The sequence below is a fragment of the Rhodoferax sp. genome, from assembly GCF_010365055.1.
Taxonomy (GTDB): domain Bacteria; phylum Pseudomonadota; class Gammaproteobacteria; order Burkholderiales; family Burkholderiaceae_C; genus Rhodoferax.
The window spans coordinates 1-15,383 of record NZ_JAAFHA010000091.1; the positions used below are offsets into that span (position 1 = coordinate 1).

The following is a 15,383-nucleotide window of genomic DNA, read 5'->3' on the forward strand; positions in this document are numbered from 1 at the left end:
ATGGCCCTTGGCGGCCAGCCGCATATTCAATCTCTTTGATTCCCAGACACAGCCACTGCGCTGTGGTCAAGATGGGTTGGCCGCGTGCTTACGATTTACCAATGAAAAAGGCCTTCAAGAATATCTCCTTGAAGGCCTTTGTACTGTCTAGTGGTGCCGATTATCGGATTCGAACTGATGACCTACCGCTTACAAGGCGGTTGCTCTACCAACTGAGCTAAATCGGCACTCTTTCATTTTACTGGACGCATCCTGAATTTCAGGGGCAACCCATCTTTATTTCACCCGTGTCAACGCCGGTCGAGCGCCGGGGGTCGGGGTGCGCGGCGGATTTGGCTTTTGACCGGTCTTGTCACTGCGCTGGCCTGATTCGACGCTGGACAATTGAGTCGGCGGCGACTGTCGCTCTGCGGCGTCAGTGTCGGCGTCAACTGGCACTGAAGTCAGATTTTTTGTGACAGGGGCCACGGCCTTGGACGGTTGAGGGGCACTCAAAGGGAAGGCCATGCCTTGTCCATTTTCCCGCGCGTAGATGGCGCTGACCCGGTGGACCGGCACGACGATCTCACGCGCCGTGCCGCCAAAACGGGCTTTGAACTCAATAAAGTCATTGCCCAGTTGCAGTGCGCTGGTTGCCTCCAGACCGAGGTTGAGCACGATCTGTCCGTCTTTCACGTATTCACGCGGAACCCGCACACTCTCGTCCACAGCCACGGCAAGGTAGGGTGTGAACCCATTGTCGGTACACCACTCGTACAAAGCCCGAATCAAATAGGGGCGCGTAGAGGGCGTGTCGGTGGTGTCAATCATGGCGCTTCGGACCCGGCGCTTACTTGCGCATGACCTTTTCGGACGGTGTCAGTGCCTCAATATAGGCGGGGCGCGAAAAGATGCGTTCGGCGTATTTCAGCAAGGGCGCGGCGTTTTTGCTGAGATCAATGCCGTAGTAATCCAGGCGCCACAGCAATGGCGCAATGGCGACGTCGAGCATCGAGAAGCCGTCACCCAACATGTATTTGTTTTTCAGGAAAACCGGTGCCAGCTGGGTCAATCGATCACGAATGTGGGCGCGGGCCTTTTCCAGCACCTTCTCGTTGCTCTTGGCAGCTCGTGACTCAAGCGTTGACACATGCACAAACAGTTCCTTTTCAAAATTCAGCAGGAACAGGCGCACGCGCGCCCGGTCCACCGGGTCGCCGGGCATCAACTGGGGGTGCGGAAAACGCTCGTCAATGTACTCATTGATGATGTTCGATTCGTACAAGATCAGATCACGCTCCACCAGAATAGGCACCTGGCCATAGGGATTCATGACGCTGATGTCTTCGGGCTTGTTGTACAGATCAACGTCACGAATTTCGAAGTCCATGCCTTTTTCAAACAGGACAAAACGGCAACGGTGGGAAAATGGGCAGGTAGTTCCTGAATACAACACCATCATGATGGAAGCTCCTAAAAATCAAAACCTAGTTTCATTGCACATTGACTTGCACCCAAGTCATGCTGAAACTAAAAGGAGTGGGATGCTTGCTGCAACCCCACTCCGAGAAGCTCAAGCCACGCTCTTTCAAGCGAAACCCAAGCGCTGACGCCGCGCTACTTGATGTCTTTCCAGTAGGCAGCGTTGAGTCGCCATGCGACGATGGAGAACACGCCGAGGAACAATAAAACCCAGATGCCGACCCGAACGCGTGTGTTTTGCGCCGGCTCACCCATCCACTGCAAGTAACTGACCAGGTCGCCGATGGTTTCGTCGTATTGTTGGGCCGTCATGCTGCCGGGCTTGAGTTGCTCCCAGCCCTTGAAGACATGCACCACCTCGCCGTGCTCCTTGAGCTCTTCATAGATGGGGCGACGCTCACCCTGCAGTTGCCACAAGACGTGTGGCATCGCCACATTAGGGAACACCAGATTGTTCCAGCCGGTGGGTTTTGTTTCGTCTTTGTAAAACGAACGCATGTAGGTGTACAGGTAGTCGGCACCACTGCCGCCGGCACCGGCGCGCGAGCGGGCAATGACAGTGAGGTCCGGTGGATTGACGCCAAACCAGGCCTTGGCCTGCTGCGGGTCAATCGCTGCAATCATGGTGTCGCCGACTTTGGTGTTGGTAACGAGCAGGTTGTCTTTGATTTGCTGCTCGGTCAAGCCGATGTCGGTCAGGCGGTTGTAGCGCATGAACGCCGCTGAATGGCAATTCAGGCAGTAGTTGACAAACACCTTGGCGCCGTTTTGCAGGGCACCCATGTCGTTGGTCTTGTTGGGTGCTTTGTCCCAGGCCGGACCGCCGACATTGGCTTGAGCCGCGCCTGCCAAGCCCCATGCCAACAGCAGGCCGAGAATGATTCTTTGAGTGAAACCCATGGTTTTCATAACTTGTTCTTCCCTTCAATGCGCCGTAAAGGTGACACGATCCGGCACCGGCTTGGGTGTTCCTATCCGACTCCACCAAGGCATCAGGATGAAAAACCCGAAGTAAAACAGCGTGCCAGCCTGGGCCACGCGGCTACCGATGGCCGATGGCGGCTGCGTGCCGAGGTAGCCCAACACCAGGAAGTTGATGACAAAAATCCCGTACAGGTACTTGTGCCAGCTCGGACGGTAGCGGATCGACTTGACAGCGCTGTTATCAAGCCAAGGCAGGAAAAACAGAATCACCACACCGGCGCCCATGGCCACCACCCCCCAGAACTTGGCATCGATGGACAGCATCATGGCGACGATGACCACTGCCGCACCCACGATCAGGCCCTTGAACAGGCTGGCCATCTTGATTTTGACCACGCTCAGCACGGCGCCGACGACCACGCAGGCAATCAGCGCGTACATCATCTCGGTGGTGACGGCGCGCAGCAAGGAATAGAAGGGCGTGAAATACCAGACCGGTGCAATGTGCAGCGGTGTCTGGAAGGGGTTGGCCGGGATGAAGTTGTTGTATTCCAGGAAGTAACCGCCCATCTCGGGCGCGAAGAAGATGATGGCGGTGAACACCATTAAAAACACGCTGACGGCGAAGATGTCATGCACCGAGTAGTAGGGGTGAAACGGAATGCCGTCCAGCGGGATGCCGTCGGGCCCTTTGGTGGCCTTGATCTCAATGCCGTCCGGGTTGTTGGAGCCGACTTCATGCAAGGCAATGATGTGAGCCACCACCAGGCCGAGCAGCACCAGCGGCACGGCGATCACGTGAAAGCTGAAGAAGCGGTTCAGCGTGGCGTCGCCCACCACGAAGTCACCGCGAATCAGCAGCGCCAGATCGGGGCCAATGAAGGGGATGGCAGAAAACAAATTGACAATCACCTGGGCGCCCCAGTAGCTCATCTGGCCCCATGGCAACAGGTAGCCCATGAAGGCTTCGGCCATGAGCGCCAGGAAAATGCCGCAGCCGAATAGCCAGGTCAGCTCGCGTGGTTTACGGTAGCTGCCGTAGATCAAGCCGCGGTACATGTGCAGATAGACCACCAGAAAGAACGCAGAGGCACCGGTGGAGTGCATGTAGCGAATCAACCAGCCCCAGGGCACATCGCGCATGATGTACTCGACCGAGCCAAAGGCCAGCGCCGCATCGGGCTTGTAGTGCATCACCAGAAAAATGCCGGTGACAATTTGAATCACCAGCACCAACAGCGAAAGCACGCCAAAAACATACCAGATGTTGAAATTCTTGGGAGCGTAGTACTCGCTCATGTGCTCTTTGAAGAGCTTGGACAGCGGGAACCGGTTGTCGATCCAGTTGAGCAGCTTTTCGCCGGCGGCGGCGTTCGGGGAAATTTCGTGGAATTCAGCCATGATGTGTGTCCTTAGGCCTTCTTGTCGTCGCCAATGAGCAACCGAGTGTCAGAGAGATAGACGTGGGGCGGCACTTCGAGGTTGTCTGGGGCGGGTTTGTTCTTGAAGACGCGCCCGGCCAGATCGAAGGTGGAGCCGTGACAAGGGCAGAAGAAGCCGCCTTGCCAATTGTCTGGCAGGGAAGGCTGGGGACCCGGCGTCAACTTGTCAGACGGGGAGCATCCAAGGTGCGTGCAAATACCCACAACCACCAGATATTCCGGCTTGATTGAGCGAACTTCATTGAGCGCATAGGCCGGTGTCGGATACGCCTTTCGCAGGGACTGTGGATCCGCCAATAGGGGGTCCAGCTTGGGCAGTTCGGCCAATTGCTCGGGCGTGCGTCGCAGGATCCAGACCGGCTTGCCGCGCCATTCCACCGTCATCTTTTCGCCGGGCTTGAGGGCCGAAATATCGGCTTCAACCGCTGCGCCAGCTGCTTTGGCCTTCTCAGACGGCTGAAAACTGCTGACAAAAGGAACGACTGCAGCAATGCCGCCGGCGGCACCGACGCAACTGGTGGCGATCAGCCAGGTACGCTTGCTGTCGTCGACTTTGCCGCTAGGGGCAAGGGTTTCACTCATGGGAATCCTCAAGGAAAAACAACACGATGGGAGGGGATGGGGGTTGCGCAAGATTGTAGCTGACCGATCTGAGCCGGCTCAAGGCGTGGCGCTTGCGTTTGCCCCTTGCGCAATGCGCTGATTTGCGACAGCATTTACTGTCGTTATATCTTCAGGAGAAGTAAATGGGAATGATGCAAGAGTTCAAGGAATTTGCCGTTAAGGGCAATGTGATGGACCTCGCCGTTGGCGTGATCATCGGTGGCGCGTTCGGCAAGATCGTTGAATCGGTCGTGGGCGACCTGGTGATGCCGGTCGTGGGTGCGGTTATTGGAAAGCTGGATTTTTCCAATCTTTTCGTGGCGCTTCGGCAGGCACCGGAAGGCACTGCGATGACCCTGGACGCGCTGAAAAAGGCTGGCGTTCCGGTGCTGGCCTACGGCAACTTCATCACGGTGGCGGTTAACTTTGCCATTCTGGCGTTCATCATTTTCTTGATGGTCAAGCAGATCAACCGGCTCAAGAGAAGTGCGCCGCCACCGCCCGCTCCTGCGCCAGGCGAAGATGTGCTGTTGTTGCGTGAAATTCGGGACAGTTTGAAGAGGTAGTTTATGCTACGTTAGTGATAGCTAATAGCCGTTATTTGACGGGGGTTAGCGGCCAATTTTCTATAAATTCTTCAATTCGCACAAGCGCCGTGCCATGACAATGGCCGCGAGCAGGCTGGATGCGTCCGCCTGACCGCTACCCGCAATGTCAAACGCCGTGCCGTGGTCCGGGCTGGTGCGCACCAGTGGCAGACCGAGCGTCACATTGACACCCTGCTCGACGCCCAGGTATTTCACCGGGATCAGGCCCTGGTCGTGGTACATCGCCACCACGGCATCAAATTCACCCGGCTGGCCCGGTTTGGCGCGCGCCCGCATGAACAAGGTATCGGGCGCGAACGGGCCGCTCACCTGCAGGCCCATCGCGCTTGCCGCCGCAATGGCGGGCGCGATGATGTCAATTTCTTCCCGGCCAAACAGGCCGCCTTCACCGGCATGGGGGTTGAGCCCCGCCACCGCGATACGCGGTGCCCGTCCCAGACTGGCGCTCAAGGCCGCATGGGCAATGCGCAAGGTCTGCAACACGTTGTCAAAAGTGACGGCGTCAAGCGCATCGCGCAAGGACACATGAATGCTCACCAGCACCACGCGCAACTCATCATTGGCCAGCATCATGCGCACCGGCATATCTGACAGTGTCTTGTTGCTGTGGGCAGCCGCCAGTGCTTGCAGCATTTCGGTGTGCCCCGGATAGTGGGAGCCGGGCGTGGCCGCGAGCGCCAGTGCTTCCTTGTGCAAGGGCGCCGTGACCAGCGCCGCAATCTCACCGCGCAAGGCAGCTTGCGCGGCCCAGACAACACATTCGGCGGCCAATTTCCCGGCCTCAGCGCTCAGTCGGCCAAAAGGCACCGGTTCGGCCAAGGTCCCCACTTGCAGCACGGGCAAGCAGCGTGGCGGCATATTCAAAGCCTCGGACGGGGACTCGATCAACGCGACGGGAAGCGCAATGGCGCCCGCGTCGATGACTTTGGCAGCGCGCCGCAGGGTCGCGACATCACCCACCACGAAGCAGCCGCGCGTGATTTCGGGCGCGTCGCGGAACGCCTTGGCAATGATTTCAGGGCCAATGCCGGCGCAATCGCCGAGCGTGATCGCAATGGGTTGATTCACGGGGCAGGGCGCTTTCAGGCAGGGTTGTCAATGTCAACGAACTCGTGCGCCAGGCCAAACTGCGCGGCGACCTGGGCCGCCACGGCCGGCGCACCATAGCGCTCGCTGGCGTGGTGGCCGCAGGCGAGGTAGGCCACGCCGCACTCGCGTGCCAAGTGCGCCTGCGGCTCCGACATCTCGCCGGTGATGAAGGCATCGGCGCCAGCAGCGATGGCCGCTTCAAAATAGCTTTGCGCGCCGCCGCTGCACCAGGCAATTTTTTTGATAGCACGCTGTTCAGGTCCGACGAGGGCTACAGACCGATTTAATATAAATTCAATGTGTTGGCCAAGCGCTTCGGCAGAGGCAAAACCAGCCGGTTCCATGGCTTCACCCAGAAATCCCAACTCTTGTTCGCCAAAGCGCGCCAGTGCGCGCAGACCCAGCTTCAGGCCCAGTTGCGCGTTGTTGCCCAGCTCGGGGTGCGCGTCCAGCGGCAAGTGGTAGGCAAACAGGTTGATGTCAGCGGCAAGCAGCAGCGCCAGCCGTGCCTTGAGCCAGCCGGTGATGCGCCCGTCCTGACCGCGCCAGAACAGACCGTGGTGCACAAAAATAGTGTCGGCCTGCGCGGCAATGGCCGCTTCGATTAGCGCCCGACTGGCGGTGACGCCGGAGACGATTTTGCGCACTGTCGTGGCGCCTTCGACCTGCAAGCCGTTCGGGCCGTAGTCGCGAAAGCGCTCGGGTTGGAGCAGCGTGTCAAAGGCCTGCAGGAGTTCGGTCCGATCGGTCATGGTGAAAAAGGGGGGTGGAATGGCTCAAAGGTATCTGGCTTGCATCAGACGCTGCATTGTCATTGAATTCTTGCGTCGGTCAGCGACTCCGCCAGCCCAGTTGACTGCAGGCTACTGTCGCAGCCCTGGCCGACGGCGATCCAGCGCCGGGCCCAGCGGGCCAGGATGGGCGCTAGCCCCGCGGTCAGCCCGGGCGACAGACGCTGTAAGCGCGCAGGTAAGACACGCTGCAACACGGCGACAGGCTCACACAGGGCACCACAACGGTATTGCTGGACATCGTCATGCCAGCGCACGGCCACACAGGCACCGCGCCGCCGCCTTGACAAAATAACGCCCAAGGGGCACGGCTCCAGCAGACAGCACAGACCACAACCATTACAGGGCGCACCCGGCAGGGGCTTTTGCGCTGCGTTGCGGTGAATGTGGATGACTTGATGATTCTTGGACATGCAATGGCCGCACTGTACAACGTCCGGCATGAGCAATCGCAAGTCTTGATAGTCCTTACACCTGTTCTGACGCGGCCTGCAGCCTACAATTTATTCGTTTTTCTCTTGGCCTATCTAACCAGTGCAAGGGCGCTTAGCCCGCTATACCTATGAAACGTCTTTGGTTGTTGTTTGCTCAAACCGTCACCGTGGTGCTTGCAGCGTATTTTGTGGTGGCGACACTCAAACCCGATTGGTTGCCAAGTCGGCCCGCGCGCACCGGCACGGTGTCCCTGATAGAGGCGCCCGCCGGCAGCGCGGGCGTCGTGCCGCCCGGCAGTTTCCGGCTGGCGGCGCAAAGGTCATCGGCGGCGGTGGTCAGCATCAATACCAGCAAAGCTGCCCGCAATGACCCGCGCAGCCAGGACCCGTGGTTCAAGTTCTTCTTTGGTGAGCAGGGCAATGCGCCGCAGGTGGGCCTGGGCAGTGGCGTGATTGTGAGCGACAGCGGTTACATCCTGACCAACAACCACGTGGTCGAGAGCGCCGACGAGATTGAAGTCGTTCTGAACGACAGCCGCCGCGCACGCGCCAAGGTGATTGGCACCGACCCGGAGAGCGATCTGGCGGTCCTGAAAATAGAACTCGATCGCCTGCCAGCGATTGTGCTGGGCAACTCGGATGCGCTGCAAGTGGGCGACCAGGTGTTGGCCATTGGCAACCCGTTTGGCGTCGGGCAAACCGTCACCAGCGGGATCATTAGCGCGCTCGGGCGCAATCAGCTGGGCATCAACACCTTTGAAAACTTCATCCAGACCGACGCGGCCATCAATCCCGGCAACTCGGGCGGCGCGCTGGTGGACACCAACGGCAATCTGTTGGGCATCAACACGGCGATCTATTCGCGCTCGGGCGGCAGCATGGGCATTGGCTTTGCCATTCCCGTGGCCACGGCCAAACTGGTGTTAGAGGGCATTGTGAAAGACGGCCAGGTCACGCGTGGCTGGATCGGCGTGGAGCCCAACGACTTGTCGCCCGAACTGGCTGAAACCTTTGGTGTCAAGGCCAAGGAAGGGGTGATCATTACCGGGGTGCTGCAAGATGGACCGGCGGCGCAAGCCGGCATCAAGCCCGGCGATGTGATCACGCAGGTGGCGGGTAAACCAATCAGCAATGTGGCCGATCTACTAAGCAGTGTTGCTGCCTTGAAGCCAGGGACCGTCTCCAAGTTCAGTCTGCTGCGCCGCGACAGCCAGGTTGACGTGGACGTGACGCCCGCCGTGCGGCCCAAACAGCGCAGGCCAGCGCAGTGACACAGAACCGGTCGTCTATTGGGCTTTGGCGGCATCGGCCGCATCGTCGGGCGCTGCGGTGTGCTTGATGAATACTTGTGCCGCAAAAATACCGACTTCATACAGCAGGACCATTGGCACCAGCAAGGCAATCATGGAGACCGGATCGGGGGGCGTCACCAGACCGGCCACTGCCGCCGCACCAACGACAAAGTAAGTGCGAAATGACTTCAACTGCGCCACCGTCACAATGCCCATCCGGGCCAGAATCACGACGACGATGGGCACTTCAAAGGCGACGCCAAACGCGATGAACATGGTGATGACGAAGTCAAGGTAAGCCTCAATGTCTGGACTCACCGCCACCGAGATCGGCGCCATGCGCTGGATTGCCGGAAACGCCTGCCCGAAGACAAAGAAATAGCAGAACGCCGCACCCATGTAAAACAGGATGGTGCTGGCTGCCACCAGCGGCAGCACCAGTTTTTTCTCGTGCTTGTACAGGCCTGGCGCAACAAAGGCCCAGATCTGATAAAGAATCCAGGGCAGGGCCAAACCAATGGCCGCCAGCACCGACACCTTGATCGGCACCAGAAACGGCGAGACCACGCCCACGGCGATCATGCGCGAGCCTTCCGGCAGCGCCTTGACCAGCGGCATGGCAAGCAGGTCGTAAAGTTGGGACGGGCCGGGGTAGAACAGCAGAACCGCCAATACCGCGGCAATGCCATAGACCGCGCGCAACAACCGGTCGCGCAGTTCAATCAGATGGGCGACAAACGGTTGCTCCGTGCCGGCCAGCTCATCTGTTTTGTTAACGGGATCAGTCATCAATTCACTTTATGCGGCCGAAACCGGGCAACCCGAGCGGCCCCGGACAACGCGCGGGTACGGATGCCGGCGCGCGCTTTGTACCAGTTGGGCGTGGCGCCCTGCTTGACGCGCCATTTCTTGTTGGGGTGCCGGTAGGCCGGCGGTGTCGGAGAAAAATCATGGGACGCTGTGTCGCTTGCCTCCCCTGTGGCGTCGGCCCAGTTCTTCTCAAAATCGGCGGCGCTGGTCTGGATGGAGTTGTCCACGTCGCGCACCGCGCCCTCGACCGTGTCCTTCATCTTTTTCAGCTCGTCCAAATCCATGGAGCGGTTGACTTCGTCCTTGACGTCAGCGACATAGCGCCGCGCCCGCCCCAATAACGTGCCAATGGTCTTGGCCAGACCCGGCAGCTTCTCCGGCCCAATCACGATCAAGGCAATGCCACCGATGATGGCCAGCTTGGTGACACCAATATCAATCACTTAACCGTTTCCTGCGACTTGGCAAACCCCAAAACCTGGCGCATCAGGCCTTGGTCTTGGCTTCGACATCAATGGTTTCTTTGGCGGCGGTGGCGTTGGTGGCCACCTGCTGCGCCGGGGCAGCCGGGGCAGCCGGTGCATCGGTGGTCTTGTCCGAGCCGTCTTTCATGCCGTCCTTGAAGCCCTTGACCGCGCCGCCGAGATCGGAGCCGATGTTACGAAGCTTCTTGGTGCCAAAAATCACGATGATGATGACCAAAAAAATGATCAGATGTGTTGTTGAAAATCCCATGGGTTTCTCCTGTCAAGTTGGGCCAATTTTAGTCGGCGAAGTTCAGCGTGCGCGAAATGCGTTGAATATTAACCCTTGAGCCACGGTCGCGCGCCGCCCATCACGTGGATGTGCAGGTGCCGCACTTCCTGGCGCCCCTCGTCGCCAGTGTTGCAGAGGATGCGAAATCCCCCCTGCGGGTAAGGATTACAGCCTTGCTGGAGCGCCAGTTGCGGCGCCAGCGCCAGCATGCGCCCGAGCAGCGCGGCGTGCCGCGGGCCGACCTGCGCCATCGAGGGAATGTGCCGCTTGGGGATCATCAGGAAGTGCACCGGCGCCCACGGATGGATGTCATCGAAGACCAAGATTTCATCGTCCTGGTACACCACTTTGGACGGAATCTGGCCCGCGACGATCTTGCAGAACAGGCAGTTCGGGTCACTGTCAACGATCTCGTCCATCATGCGGGAAACTCCATGGGCAAGCCCTTGTTCATGCGCACCATGCCGGTCACGATGCGGTACAGAAACCAGGCCGAAATGACCAGCCAGGCGATCCAGCCCGGTATATAAAAGAGCAGCCACAAGGGCGCCGTCACCAAATAAAGCAAGGCGGCAATGATGACGGTGCGGATGCGCCAGCGGAAGTGCGAGGCGTGCCAGGTGCCCTCGGCGTCGGAGCGCTTCACCAGGTCAATCACCAGGGCGACGATCAGCAGCGCCGGGCCAAACTGTCCGCCCGGAATCAGGGCGCCAATCGCCACGATCAGATGCAGGATGTAGCTGATCGTGCCGACCGTATTTAGTGACTGCAGTTTTTGCAGTGTGGCGGGCGTCAACTCCGAATCGTTGTCGGGCTTGGAATAGTCTTGCGTCATGGTGTTGCTCCGATTTGTTCGTCTTCACGCGCAACACGCGAGCGCATCGCTTTTTCTTCAATGCCGCTGGTGCCCGCGCGGCGCTCCAACTCGGCCAGCACGTCGGCGGGGCTAAAGCCATAGTGCGCCAGCGCAATCATGCAGTGAAACCACAGGTCGGCCACTTCATAGACAACTTTTGTTTTGTCGCCGCCATGGTCGGCGTCCTTGGCCGCCATCACGACCTCGGTGGCTTCCTCGCCGATTTTCTTCAGAAAGGCATCGGGCCCTTGGTGCAGCAGGCGCGCCACATAGCTGGCTTGCGGGTCGCCGCCGTTTTGCGGCAGGCGGCTCTCAATGACTCGGGCCAGGCTGGCCAAGGGGTCAGAAGTTAAGGTGTTTGATGTCATGAACGCCTATTTATAGATGGTTTGCGGGTCTTTCAAGACCGGATCGGTGACTTTCCACTCGCCATTTTCATACACGCTGAAGAAACAACTGTGACGCCCGGTGTGGCAGGCAATGCCGGGCTCGTGCCCGAGCTGTGTCACCTTGAGCAAAATCACGTCGTTGTCGCAGTCCATGCGAATTTCGTGCACTTTTTGCACATGGCCCGACTCTTCGCCCTTGTACCAGAGCTTGTTGCGCGAGCGGCTGAAATAAACCGCCTGACCTAGCTCCGCCGTCTTCTGCAGAGCCTCGCGGTTCATCCAGGCGAACATCAGCACGTCGCCGCTGCTTTGTTCCTGGGCAATCACCGGCACCAGACCTTTGGAATCCCAGCGAATATGCTTCAACCAGCTCAAGGCGGGCGCGGTCGTGTTTGTCATTTGATACTTAATTGATAGCTTCTTAGGCAGCGTTGGCGGGGGCTGCAGCCCTAAATGATCAATAAGCCGAGGCTATAGCTTGATCGTCTTGAAAGGTTGAGCGTAGAGCATGTTCGATTCGCGTGACTGCTGTCTGTCCCACAAAGGCTCAAATTCTGACTGGTATGCCGCGCGCTGCCATGTGCGCCTTGGCCTGCGCCACGGTGAACTCGCCGTAGTGGAAGATGCTGGCGGCCAGCACCGCGTCGGCGCCCCCGATCTGGATGCCGTCAGCCAGGTGGTCGAGCGTGCCGACACCGCCAGACGCAATCACCGGCACTTCGATCGCGTCGCTCACGGCGCGCGTCAAAGCCAGATCAAAACCGGCCTTGGTGCCGTCGCGGTCCATGCTGGTGAGCAGTATTTCTCCGGCACCCATCTCCGCCATCAGGCGGGCCCAGAGCACGGCATCCAGGCCCGTGTTTTTGCGCCCACCGTGGCTGTAGACGTCCCAACCCTCGCCCATTGGCTGGCCGTTGGCATCGAGCCTGGCGGCATCAAGGGCCAGGCGGCGTTTGGCATCGATGGCCACCACGATGCACTGGGCGCCGTATTTGGCGGACGCGTCCCTGATCACCTGCGGGTTGGCAATGGCTGCCGAGTTGAAGCTGGTCTTGTCGGCCCCGGCGTTGAGCAGGCGGCGCACATCGTCGACCGTGCGCACGCCTCCGCCCACCGTCAAGGGAATGAACACCTGGCTGGCGACTGCCTCAATGATGTGCAGGATCAGATCGCGCCCGTCGCTGGTGGCGGTGATGTCCAGAAAGGTCAGTTCGTCCGCGCCCTGTTCGTTGTAGCGCGCGGCAATTTCCACCGGGTCGCCGGCATCGCGCAGTTCGACAAAATTGACACCTTTGACGACCCGGCCACCGGTGACGTCGAGGCAGGGGATGATTCTTTTTGCGAGCACTAGGTAGTCCGCCGCTTAGCCATTGAGCTCATCGGCCCGCTCCTGCGCAGCCTCAAAGTCGAGGTCACCGCTGTAAATGGCACGACCGCAAATGACGCCTTCGACGCCTTCGCTTTCAACTGCGCAGAGTGCTTCGATGTCGGCCATGTTGGACAGGCCGCCGGAGGCGATCACGGGGATGGTCAAAGCCTGCGCGAGGCGCACCGTGGCCTCAACGTTGATGCCGCTGAGCATGCCGTCGCGACCAATGTCGGTGTAGATGATGGATTCGACGCCGTAGTCTTCAAACTTTTTGGCCAGGTCCACCACGTCGTGTCGGGTGAGTTTGCTCCAGCCGTCGGTGGCAATCTTGCCGTCTCTGGCATCCAGGCCGACGATGATGTGACCGCCAAAAGCGGTGCAGGCGTCCTGCAGAAAACCAGGGTTCTTGACCGCCGCTGTGCCAATGATGACGTAGCGCAGGCCGGCATCCAGGTAGCGCTCGATGGTGTCGAGGTCGCGAATGCCGCCGCCCAACTGCACATCCACCTCGCTGCCCACCTCTTTGAGAATCTTGCGGATCGCCTGTTCGTTTTTCGGGTGCCCGGCAAAAGCACCATTCAAATCAACCAGATGCAGGCGGCGGGCGCCTTTATCGACCCAGTTGCGCGCCATGACAGACGGCTCTTCGCTGAACGTGGTGGATTGATCCATGTCGCCTTGTTTGAGGCGTACACAATGGCCGTCTTTTAAGTCAATTGCTGGGATTAAAAGCATGATGCTTCAGAAGTGGTGGAGGAAAGGGCTGCTGGTAGAAACGGTTATTCCATTTCAAATTCGATGCGAGGCTAGGCGCCCCGGCCCAGGCAGTGCTTTGGCACGGCAACTTGGGGCAACGACGTATCGCATTGGATTTGGAATGGAATCAAGGGTTCCAGTGAAGGAAGTTGCGGTACAGGGCCAAACCGTGTTCGGCACTTTTTTCGGGGTGGAATTGGGTCGCAAAAATATTATCGCGCGCAATCGCTGAACTGAAGCGGCTGCCATAGTCGGTCTCGCCCACGCTGTGGCGCGCATCCGACGGATGGGCGTAGAAACTGTGCACAAAGTAGAAGTAGCTGCCGTGCGGCACGTCGCCCCACACCGGGTGCGTCGGGCCACCGTGGTTGTTGCGCCAGACCTGGTTCCAGCCCATTTGCGGCACCTTGTAGCGGCTGCCATCAGGTTGCAACTGGCCGGTTAATTTAAATTTGAGCACTTCGCCGTGGATGAGCCCCAAGCCAGGCGTGTCGCCCTCGGCGCTGTGGTCGAGCAGCATCTGCATGCCAACGCAAACACCAAACAGGGGTTTGCTCTGGGCCGCTTCCAGCACCGAGGCCAGCAAACCCGATTCGCGCAGCTCGCGCATGCAGTCCGGCATGGCGCCCTGGCCCGGCAACACGACGCGTTCAGCCGCGCGCACCTGGTCGGGGTTGGCAGTGATCACCACCTGAAAACCGGTGCCAGCCGCCGCAGCTTGCACCGCTTGCGACACCGAGCGCAAATTGCCCATGCCGTAGTCGACCACTGCCACGGTCTTGCCAGACGCATTGATTACTTCTGAATTCATAGCTGCTTGCGCAATAGGGACGAGGGCTAGAGGCCGATTTGGCTTATAAAACTACAAACTGCCTTTGGTCGAGGGAATTTGCCCCAAGGCGCGTGGATCGAACTCCAGCGCGCCGCGCAAGGCACGGGCGAAGGCCTTGAACACAGTCTCGGCCTGGTGGTGTGCGTTCTCGCCTTTGAGGTTGTCAATGTGCAGCGTGACAAAGGCGTGGTTGACAAAGCCCTGAAAAAACTCATGCGCGAGTTGACTGTCGAAAGTGCCGATCATGCCGCTCTTGAACGGCACGTCCATCACCAGGCCCGGGCGGCCTGAAAAATCGATCACCACCCGGCTCAAGGCCTCGTCCAGCGGCACATAAGCATGGCCGTAACGGCGAATGCCTTTTTTGTCGCCCACGGCTTGGTGCACCGCTTGCCCCAGCGTGATACCCACGTCTTCGACCGTGTGGTGGCCGTCGATGTGCAGGTCCCCGGTGGCCTGAATGTCAAGATCGATCAGGCCGTGGCGCGCGATCTGGTCGAGCATGTGGTCAAAAAAACCGATGCCGGTTGCTAGATTCGACTGGCCGCTACCGTCAAGGTTGACTTTGACGGTGATGCGGGTTTCAAAGGTGTTGCGGGTGACTTCAGCGGTGCGCGCGGGCACAAGAGAGATGGGCGTGGACATAAGGTCGAATGTTAACGTGAAAGTCGTAACAGTTTTCAGGCCCCTGGCTTGTCGCCGTCAGAGGCAGTTTCGCAGCGCGGCCAGCATTTGCTGGTTTTCTTGCCCAGTGCCGACCGTCAAGCGCAGGCAATTGGTCAACAAGGGGTGCATGTTGGCCACATTCTTGACCAGCACCTTGCGCAATCGCATGCCTTCAAAGGCTTTTTGCGCATCAGGCACGCGCACCAGCAGCATGTTGGCCTCGCTGGGGTAGGCGTGCACGCCGGGCAACTTGGCCAACTCATCAAAAAGAAGAGCACGTTGGGTCCGCAGATCAAGGGCCTGGG

At 59.3% G+C, this 15,383-nt stretch carries 21 protein-coding genes, 1 tRNA gene and 1 pseudogene; 2 read left to right on the forward strand and 21 right to left on the reverse strand.

Annotation, left to right across the window (positions count from 1 at the left end; translation table 11 throughout):
• Nucleotides 1–151: 151 nt before the first annotated feature.
• The 6 genes from GZ093_RS16590 to petA all read right to left on the reverse strand — a co-directional run bounded on the left by GZ093_RS16590 (nucleotide 152) and on the right by petA (nucleotide 4,409).
• Nucleotides 152–227: transfer RNA gene (locus tag GZ093_RS16590), tRNA-Thr, on the reverse strand.
• Nucleotides 228–276: 49 nt separating this feature from the next.
• The gene (locus tag GZ093_RS16595) at nucleotides 277–810 is read right to left on the reverse strand and encodes a ClpXP protease specificity-enhancing factor (protein ID WP_296488004.1); all 534 of its coding nucleotides are present in this window, start codon (nucleotides 808–810) and stop codon (nucleotides 277–279) included.
• A gap of 19 nt (nucleotides 811–829) precedes the next feature.
• A complete protein-coding gene (locus GZ093_RS16600; protein ID WP_296488007.1) occupies nucleotides 830–1,441 on the reverse strand; it encodes a glutathione S-transferase N-terminal domain-containing protein in 612 nt (203 codons plus the stop codon).
• Between the two features lie 155 nt (nucleotides 1,442–1,596).
• Nucleotides 1,597–2,370 (reverse strand): cytochrome c1, encoded by a 774-nt coding sequence (locus GZ093_RS16605; RefSeq protein ID WP_296488009.1) that lies wholly within the window; start codon nucleotides 2,368–2,370, stop codon nucleotides 1,597–1,599.
• A gap of 15 nt (nucleotides 2,371–2,385) precedes the next feature.
• The gene (locus tag GZ093_RS16610) at nucleotides 2,386–3,786 is read right to left on the reverse strand and encodes a cytochrome bc complex cytochrome b subunit (RefSeq protein ID WP_296488011.1); all 1,401 of its coding nucleotides are present in this window, start codon (nucleotides 3,784–3,786) and stop codon (nucleotides 2,386–2,388) included.
• An 11-nt stretch (nucleotides 3,787–3,797) separates the two neighbouring features.
• Nucleotides 3,798–4,409, reverse strand: a complete 612-nt coding sequence (gene petA / locus GZ093_RS16615; protein WP_296488012.1) for a ubiquinol-cytochrome c reductase iron-sulfur subunit — start codon at nucleotides 4,407–4,409, stop codon at nucleotides 3,798–3,800.
• Nucleotides 4,410–4,573: 164 nt separating this feature from the next.
• Between petA and mscL the strand changes: the two genes are divergently transcribed.
• Nucleotides 4,574–4,996: a large conductance mechanosensitive channel protein MscL gene (gene mscL / locus GZ093_RS16620; protein ID WP_296488014.1), complete on the forward strand. Its 423-nt coding sequence runs from the start codon at nucleotides 4,574–4,576 to the stop codon at nucleotides 4,994–4,996.
• Between the two features lie 60 nt (nucleotides 4,997–5,056).
• On the opposite strand, the gene pdxA is transcribed toward mscL, so the two are convergent.
• Genes pdxA through GZ093_RS16635 form a run of 3 tightly spaced genes read right to left on the reverse strand, consistent with a single transcriptional unit; the run spans nucleotide 5,057 to nucleotide 7,331 of the window.
• A complete protein-coding gene (gene pdxA, locus GZ093_RS16625; protein ID WP_296488017.1) occupies nucleotides 5,057–6,106 on the reverse strand; it encodes a 4-hydroxythreonine-4-phosphate dehydrogenase PdxA in 1,050 nt (349 codons plus the stop codon).
• Between the two features lie 14 nt (nucleotides 6,107–6,120).
• The gene (locus GZ093_RS16630; protein WP_296488020.1) at nucleotides 6,121–6,879 is read right to left on the reverse strand and encodes a Nif3-like dinuclear metal center hexameric protein; all 759 of its coding nucleotides are present in this window, start codon (nucleotides 6,877–6,879) and stop codon (nucleotides 6,121–6,123) included.
• A 59-nt stretch (nucleotides 6,880–6,938) separates the two neighbouring features.
• The gene (locus GZ093_RS16635) at nucleotides 6,939–7,331 is read right to left on the reverse strand and encodes a hypothetical protein (RefSeq protein ID WP_296488023.1); all 393 of its coding nucleotides are present in this window, start codon (nucleotides 7,329–7,331) and stop codon (nucleotides 6,939–6,941) included.
• Nucleotides 7,332–7,480: 149 nt separating this feature from the next.
• Here GZ093_RS16635 and GZ093_RS16640 point away from each other — a divergent pair, with 149 nt between their 5' ends.
• Entirely contained in the window at nucleotides 7,481–8,623 is a 1,143-nt protein-coding gene (locus GZ093_RS16640; protein WP_296488025.1) for a trypsin-like peptidase domain-containing protein, read from the forward strand.
• A 15-nt stretch (nucleotides 8,624–8,638) separates the two neighbouring features.
• On the opposite strand, the gene tatC is transcribed toward GZ093_RS16640, so the two are convergent.
• From tatC to GZ093_RS16700, 12 genes and pseudogenes are all read right to left on the reverse strand, one after another.
• Nucleotides 8,639–9,433, reverse strand: a complete 795-nt coding sequence (tatC, locus tag GZ093_RS16645; protein ID WP_296488026.1) for a twin-arginine translocase subunit TatC — start codon at nucleotides 9,431–9,433, stop codon at nucleotides 8,639–8,641.
• A complete protein-coding gene (gene tatB / locus GZ093_RS16650; RefSeq protein ID WP_296488029.1) occupies nucleotides 9,433–9,897 on the reverse strand; it encodes a Sec-independent protein translocase protein TatB in 465 nt (154 codons plus the stop codon). The genes tatC and tatB overlap by 1 nt, the downstream gene beginning before the upstream one ends.
• Before the next feature lie 43 nt (nucleotides 9,898–9,940).
• Complete coding sequence (tatA, locus tag GZ093_RS16655; RefSeq protein ID WP_296488030.1) at nucleotides 9,941–10,189, reverse strand: Sec-independent protein translocase subunit TatA; 249 nt, start codon at nucleotides 10,187–10,189, stop codon at nucleotides 9,941–9,943.
• 68 nt (nucleotides 10,190–10,257) lie between these two features.
• Nucleotides 10,258–10,629 carry a histidine triad nucleotide-binding protein gene (locus tag GZ093_RS16660; RefSeq protein WP_296488049.1) on the reverse strand — a complete coding sequence of 124 codons (372 nt, stop codon included), beginning with the start codon at nucleotides 10,627–10,629 and terminating at the stop codon, nucleotides 10,258–10,260.
• A complete protein-coding gene (locus tag GZ093_RS16665) occupies nucleotides 10,629–11,045 on the reverse strand; it encodes a hypothetical protein (RefSeq protein WP_296488032.1) in 417 nt (138 codons plus the stop codon). Before GZ093_RS16665 ends, GZ093_RS16660 begins: the two co-directional genes overlap by 1 nt.
• A complete protein-coding gene (locus GZ093_RS16670) occupies nucleotides 11,042–11,434 on the reverse strand; it encodes a phosphoribosyl-ATP diphosphatase (RefSeq protein ID WP_296488035.1) in 393 nt (130 codons plus the stop codon). Before GZ093_RS16670 ends, GZ093_RS16665 begins: the two co-directional genes overlap by 4 nt.
• Nucleotides 11,435–11,440: 6 nt before the next feature.
• Nucleotides 11,441–11,830: a phosphoribosyl-AMP cyclohydrolase gene (hisI, locus tag GZ093_RS16675; RefSeq protein WP_296488051.1), complete on the reverse strand. Its 390-nt coding sequence runs from the start codon at nucleotides 11,828–11,830 to the stop codon at nucleotides 11,441–11,443.
• A gap of 172 nt (nucleotides 11,831–12,002) precedes the next feature.
• Nucleotides 12,003–12,803 carry an imidazole glycerol phosphate synthase subunit HisF gene (gene hisF, locus GZ093_RS16680; protein WP_296488038.1) on the reverse strand — a complete coding sequence of 267 codons (801 nt, stop codon included), beginning with the start codon at nucleotides 12,801–12,803 and terminating at the stop codon, nucleotides 12,003–12,005.
• Between the two features lie 15 nt (nucleotides 12,804–12,818).
• On the reverse strand, nucleotides 12,819–13,559 hold the full coding sequence (hisA, locus tag GZ093_RS16685) for a 1-(5-phosphoribosyl)-5-[(5-phosphoribosylamino)methylideneamino]imidazole-4-carboxamide isomerase (protein WP_296488041.1): 741 nt from the start codon (nucleotides 13,557–13,559) through the stop codon (nucleotides 12,819–12,821).
• Nucleotides 13,560–13,707: 148 nt separating this feature from the next.
• Entirely contained in the window at nucleotides 13,708–14,391 is a 684-nt protein-coding gene (gene hisH / locus GZ093_RS16690) for an imidazole glycerol phosphate synthase subunit HisH (protein ID WP_296488043.1), read from the reverse strand.
• Between the two features lie 51 nt (nucleotides 14,392–14,442).
• A complete protein-coding gene (gene hisB, locus GZ093_RS16695) occupies nucleotides 14,443–15,057 on the reverse strand; it encodes an imidazoleglycerol-phosphate dehydratase HisB (protein WP_296488047.1) in 615 nt (204 codons plus the stop codon).
• A gap of 57 nt (nucleotides 15,058–15,114) precedes the next feature.
• Nucleotides 15,115–15,383, reverse strand: a pseudogene (locus GZ093_RS16700) (histidinol-phosphate aminotransferase); the annotation flags it as partial.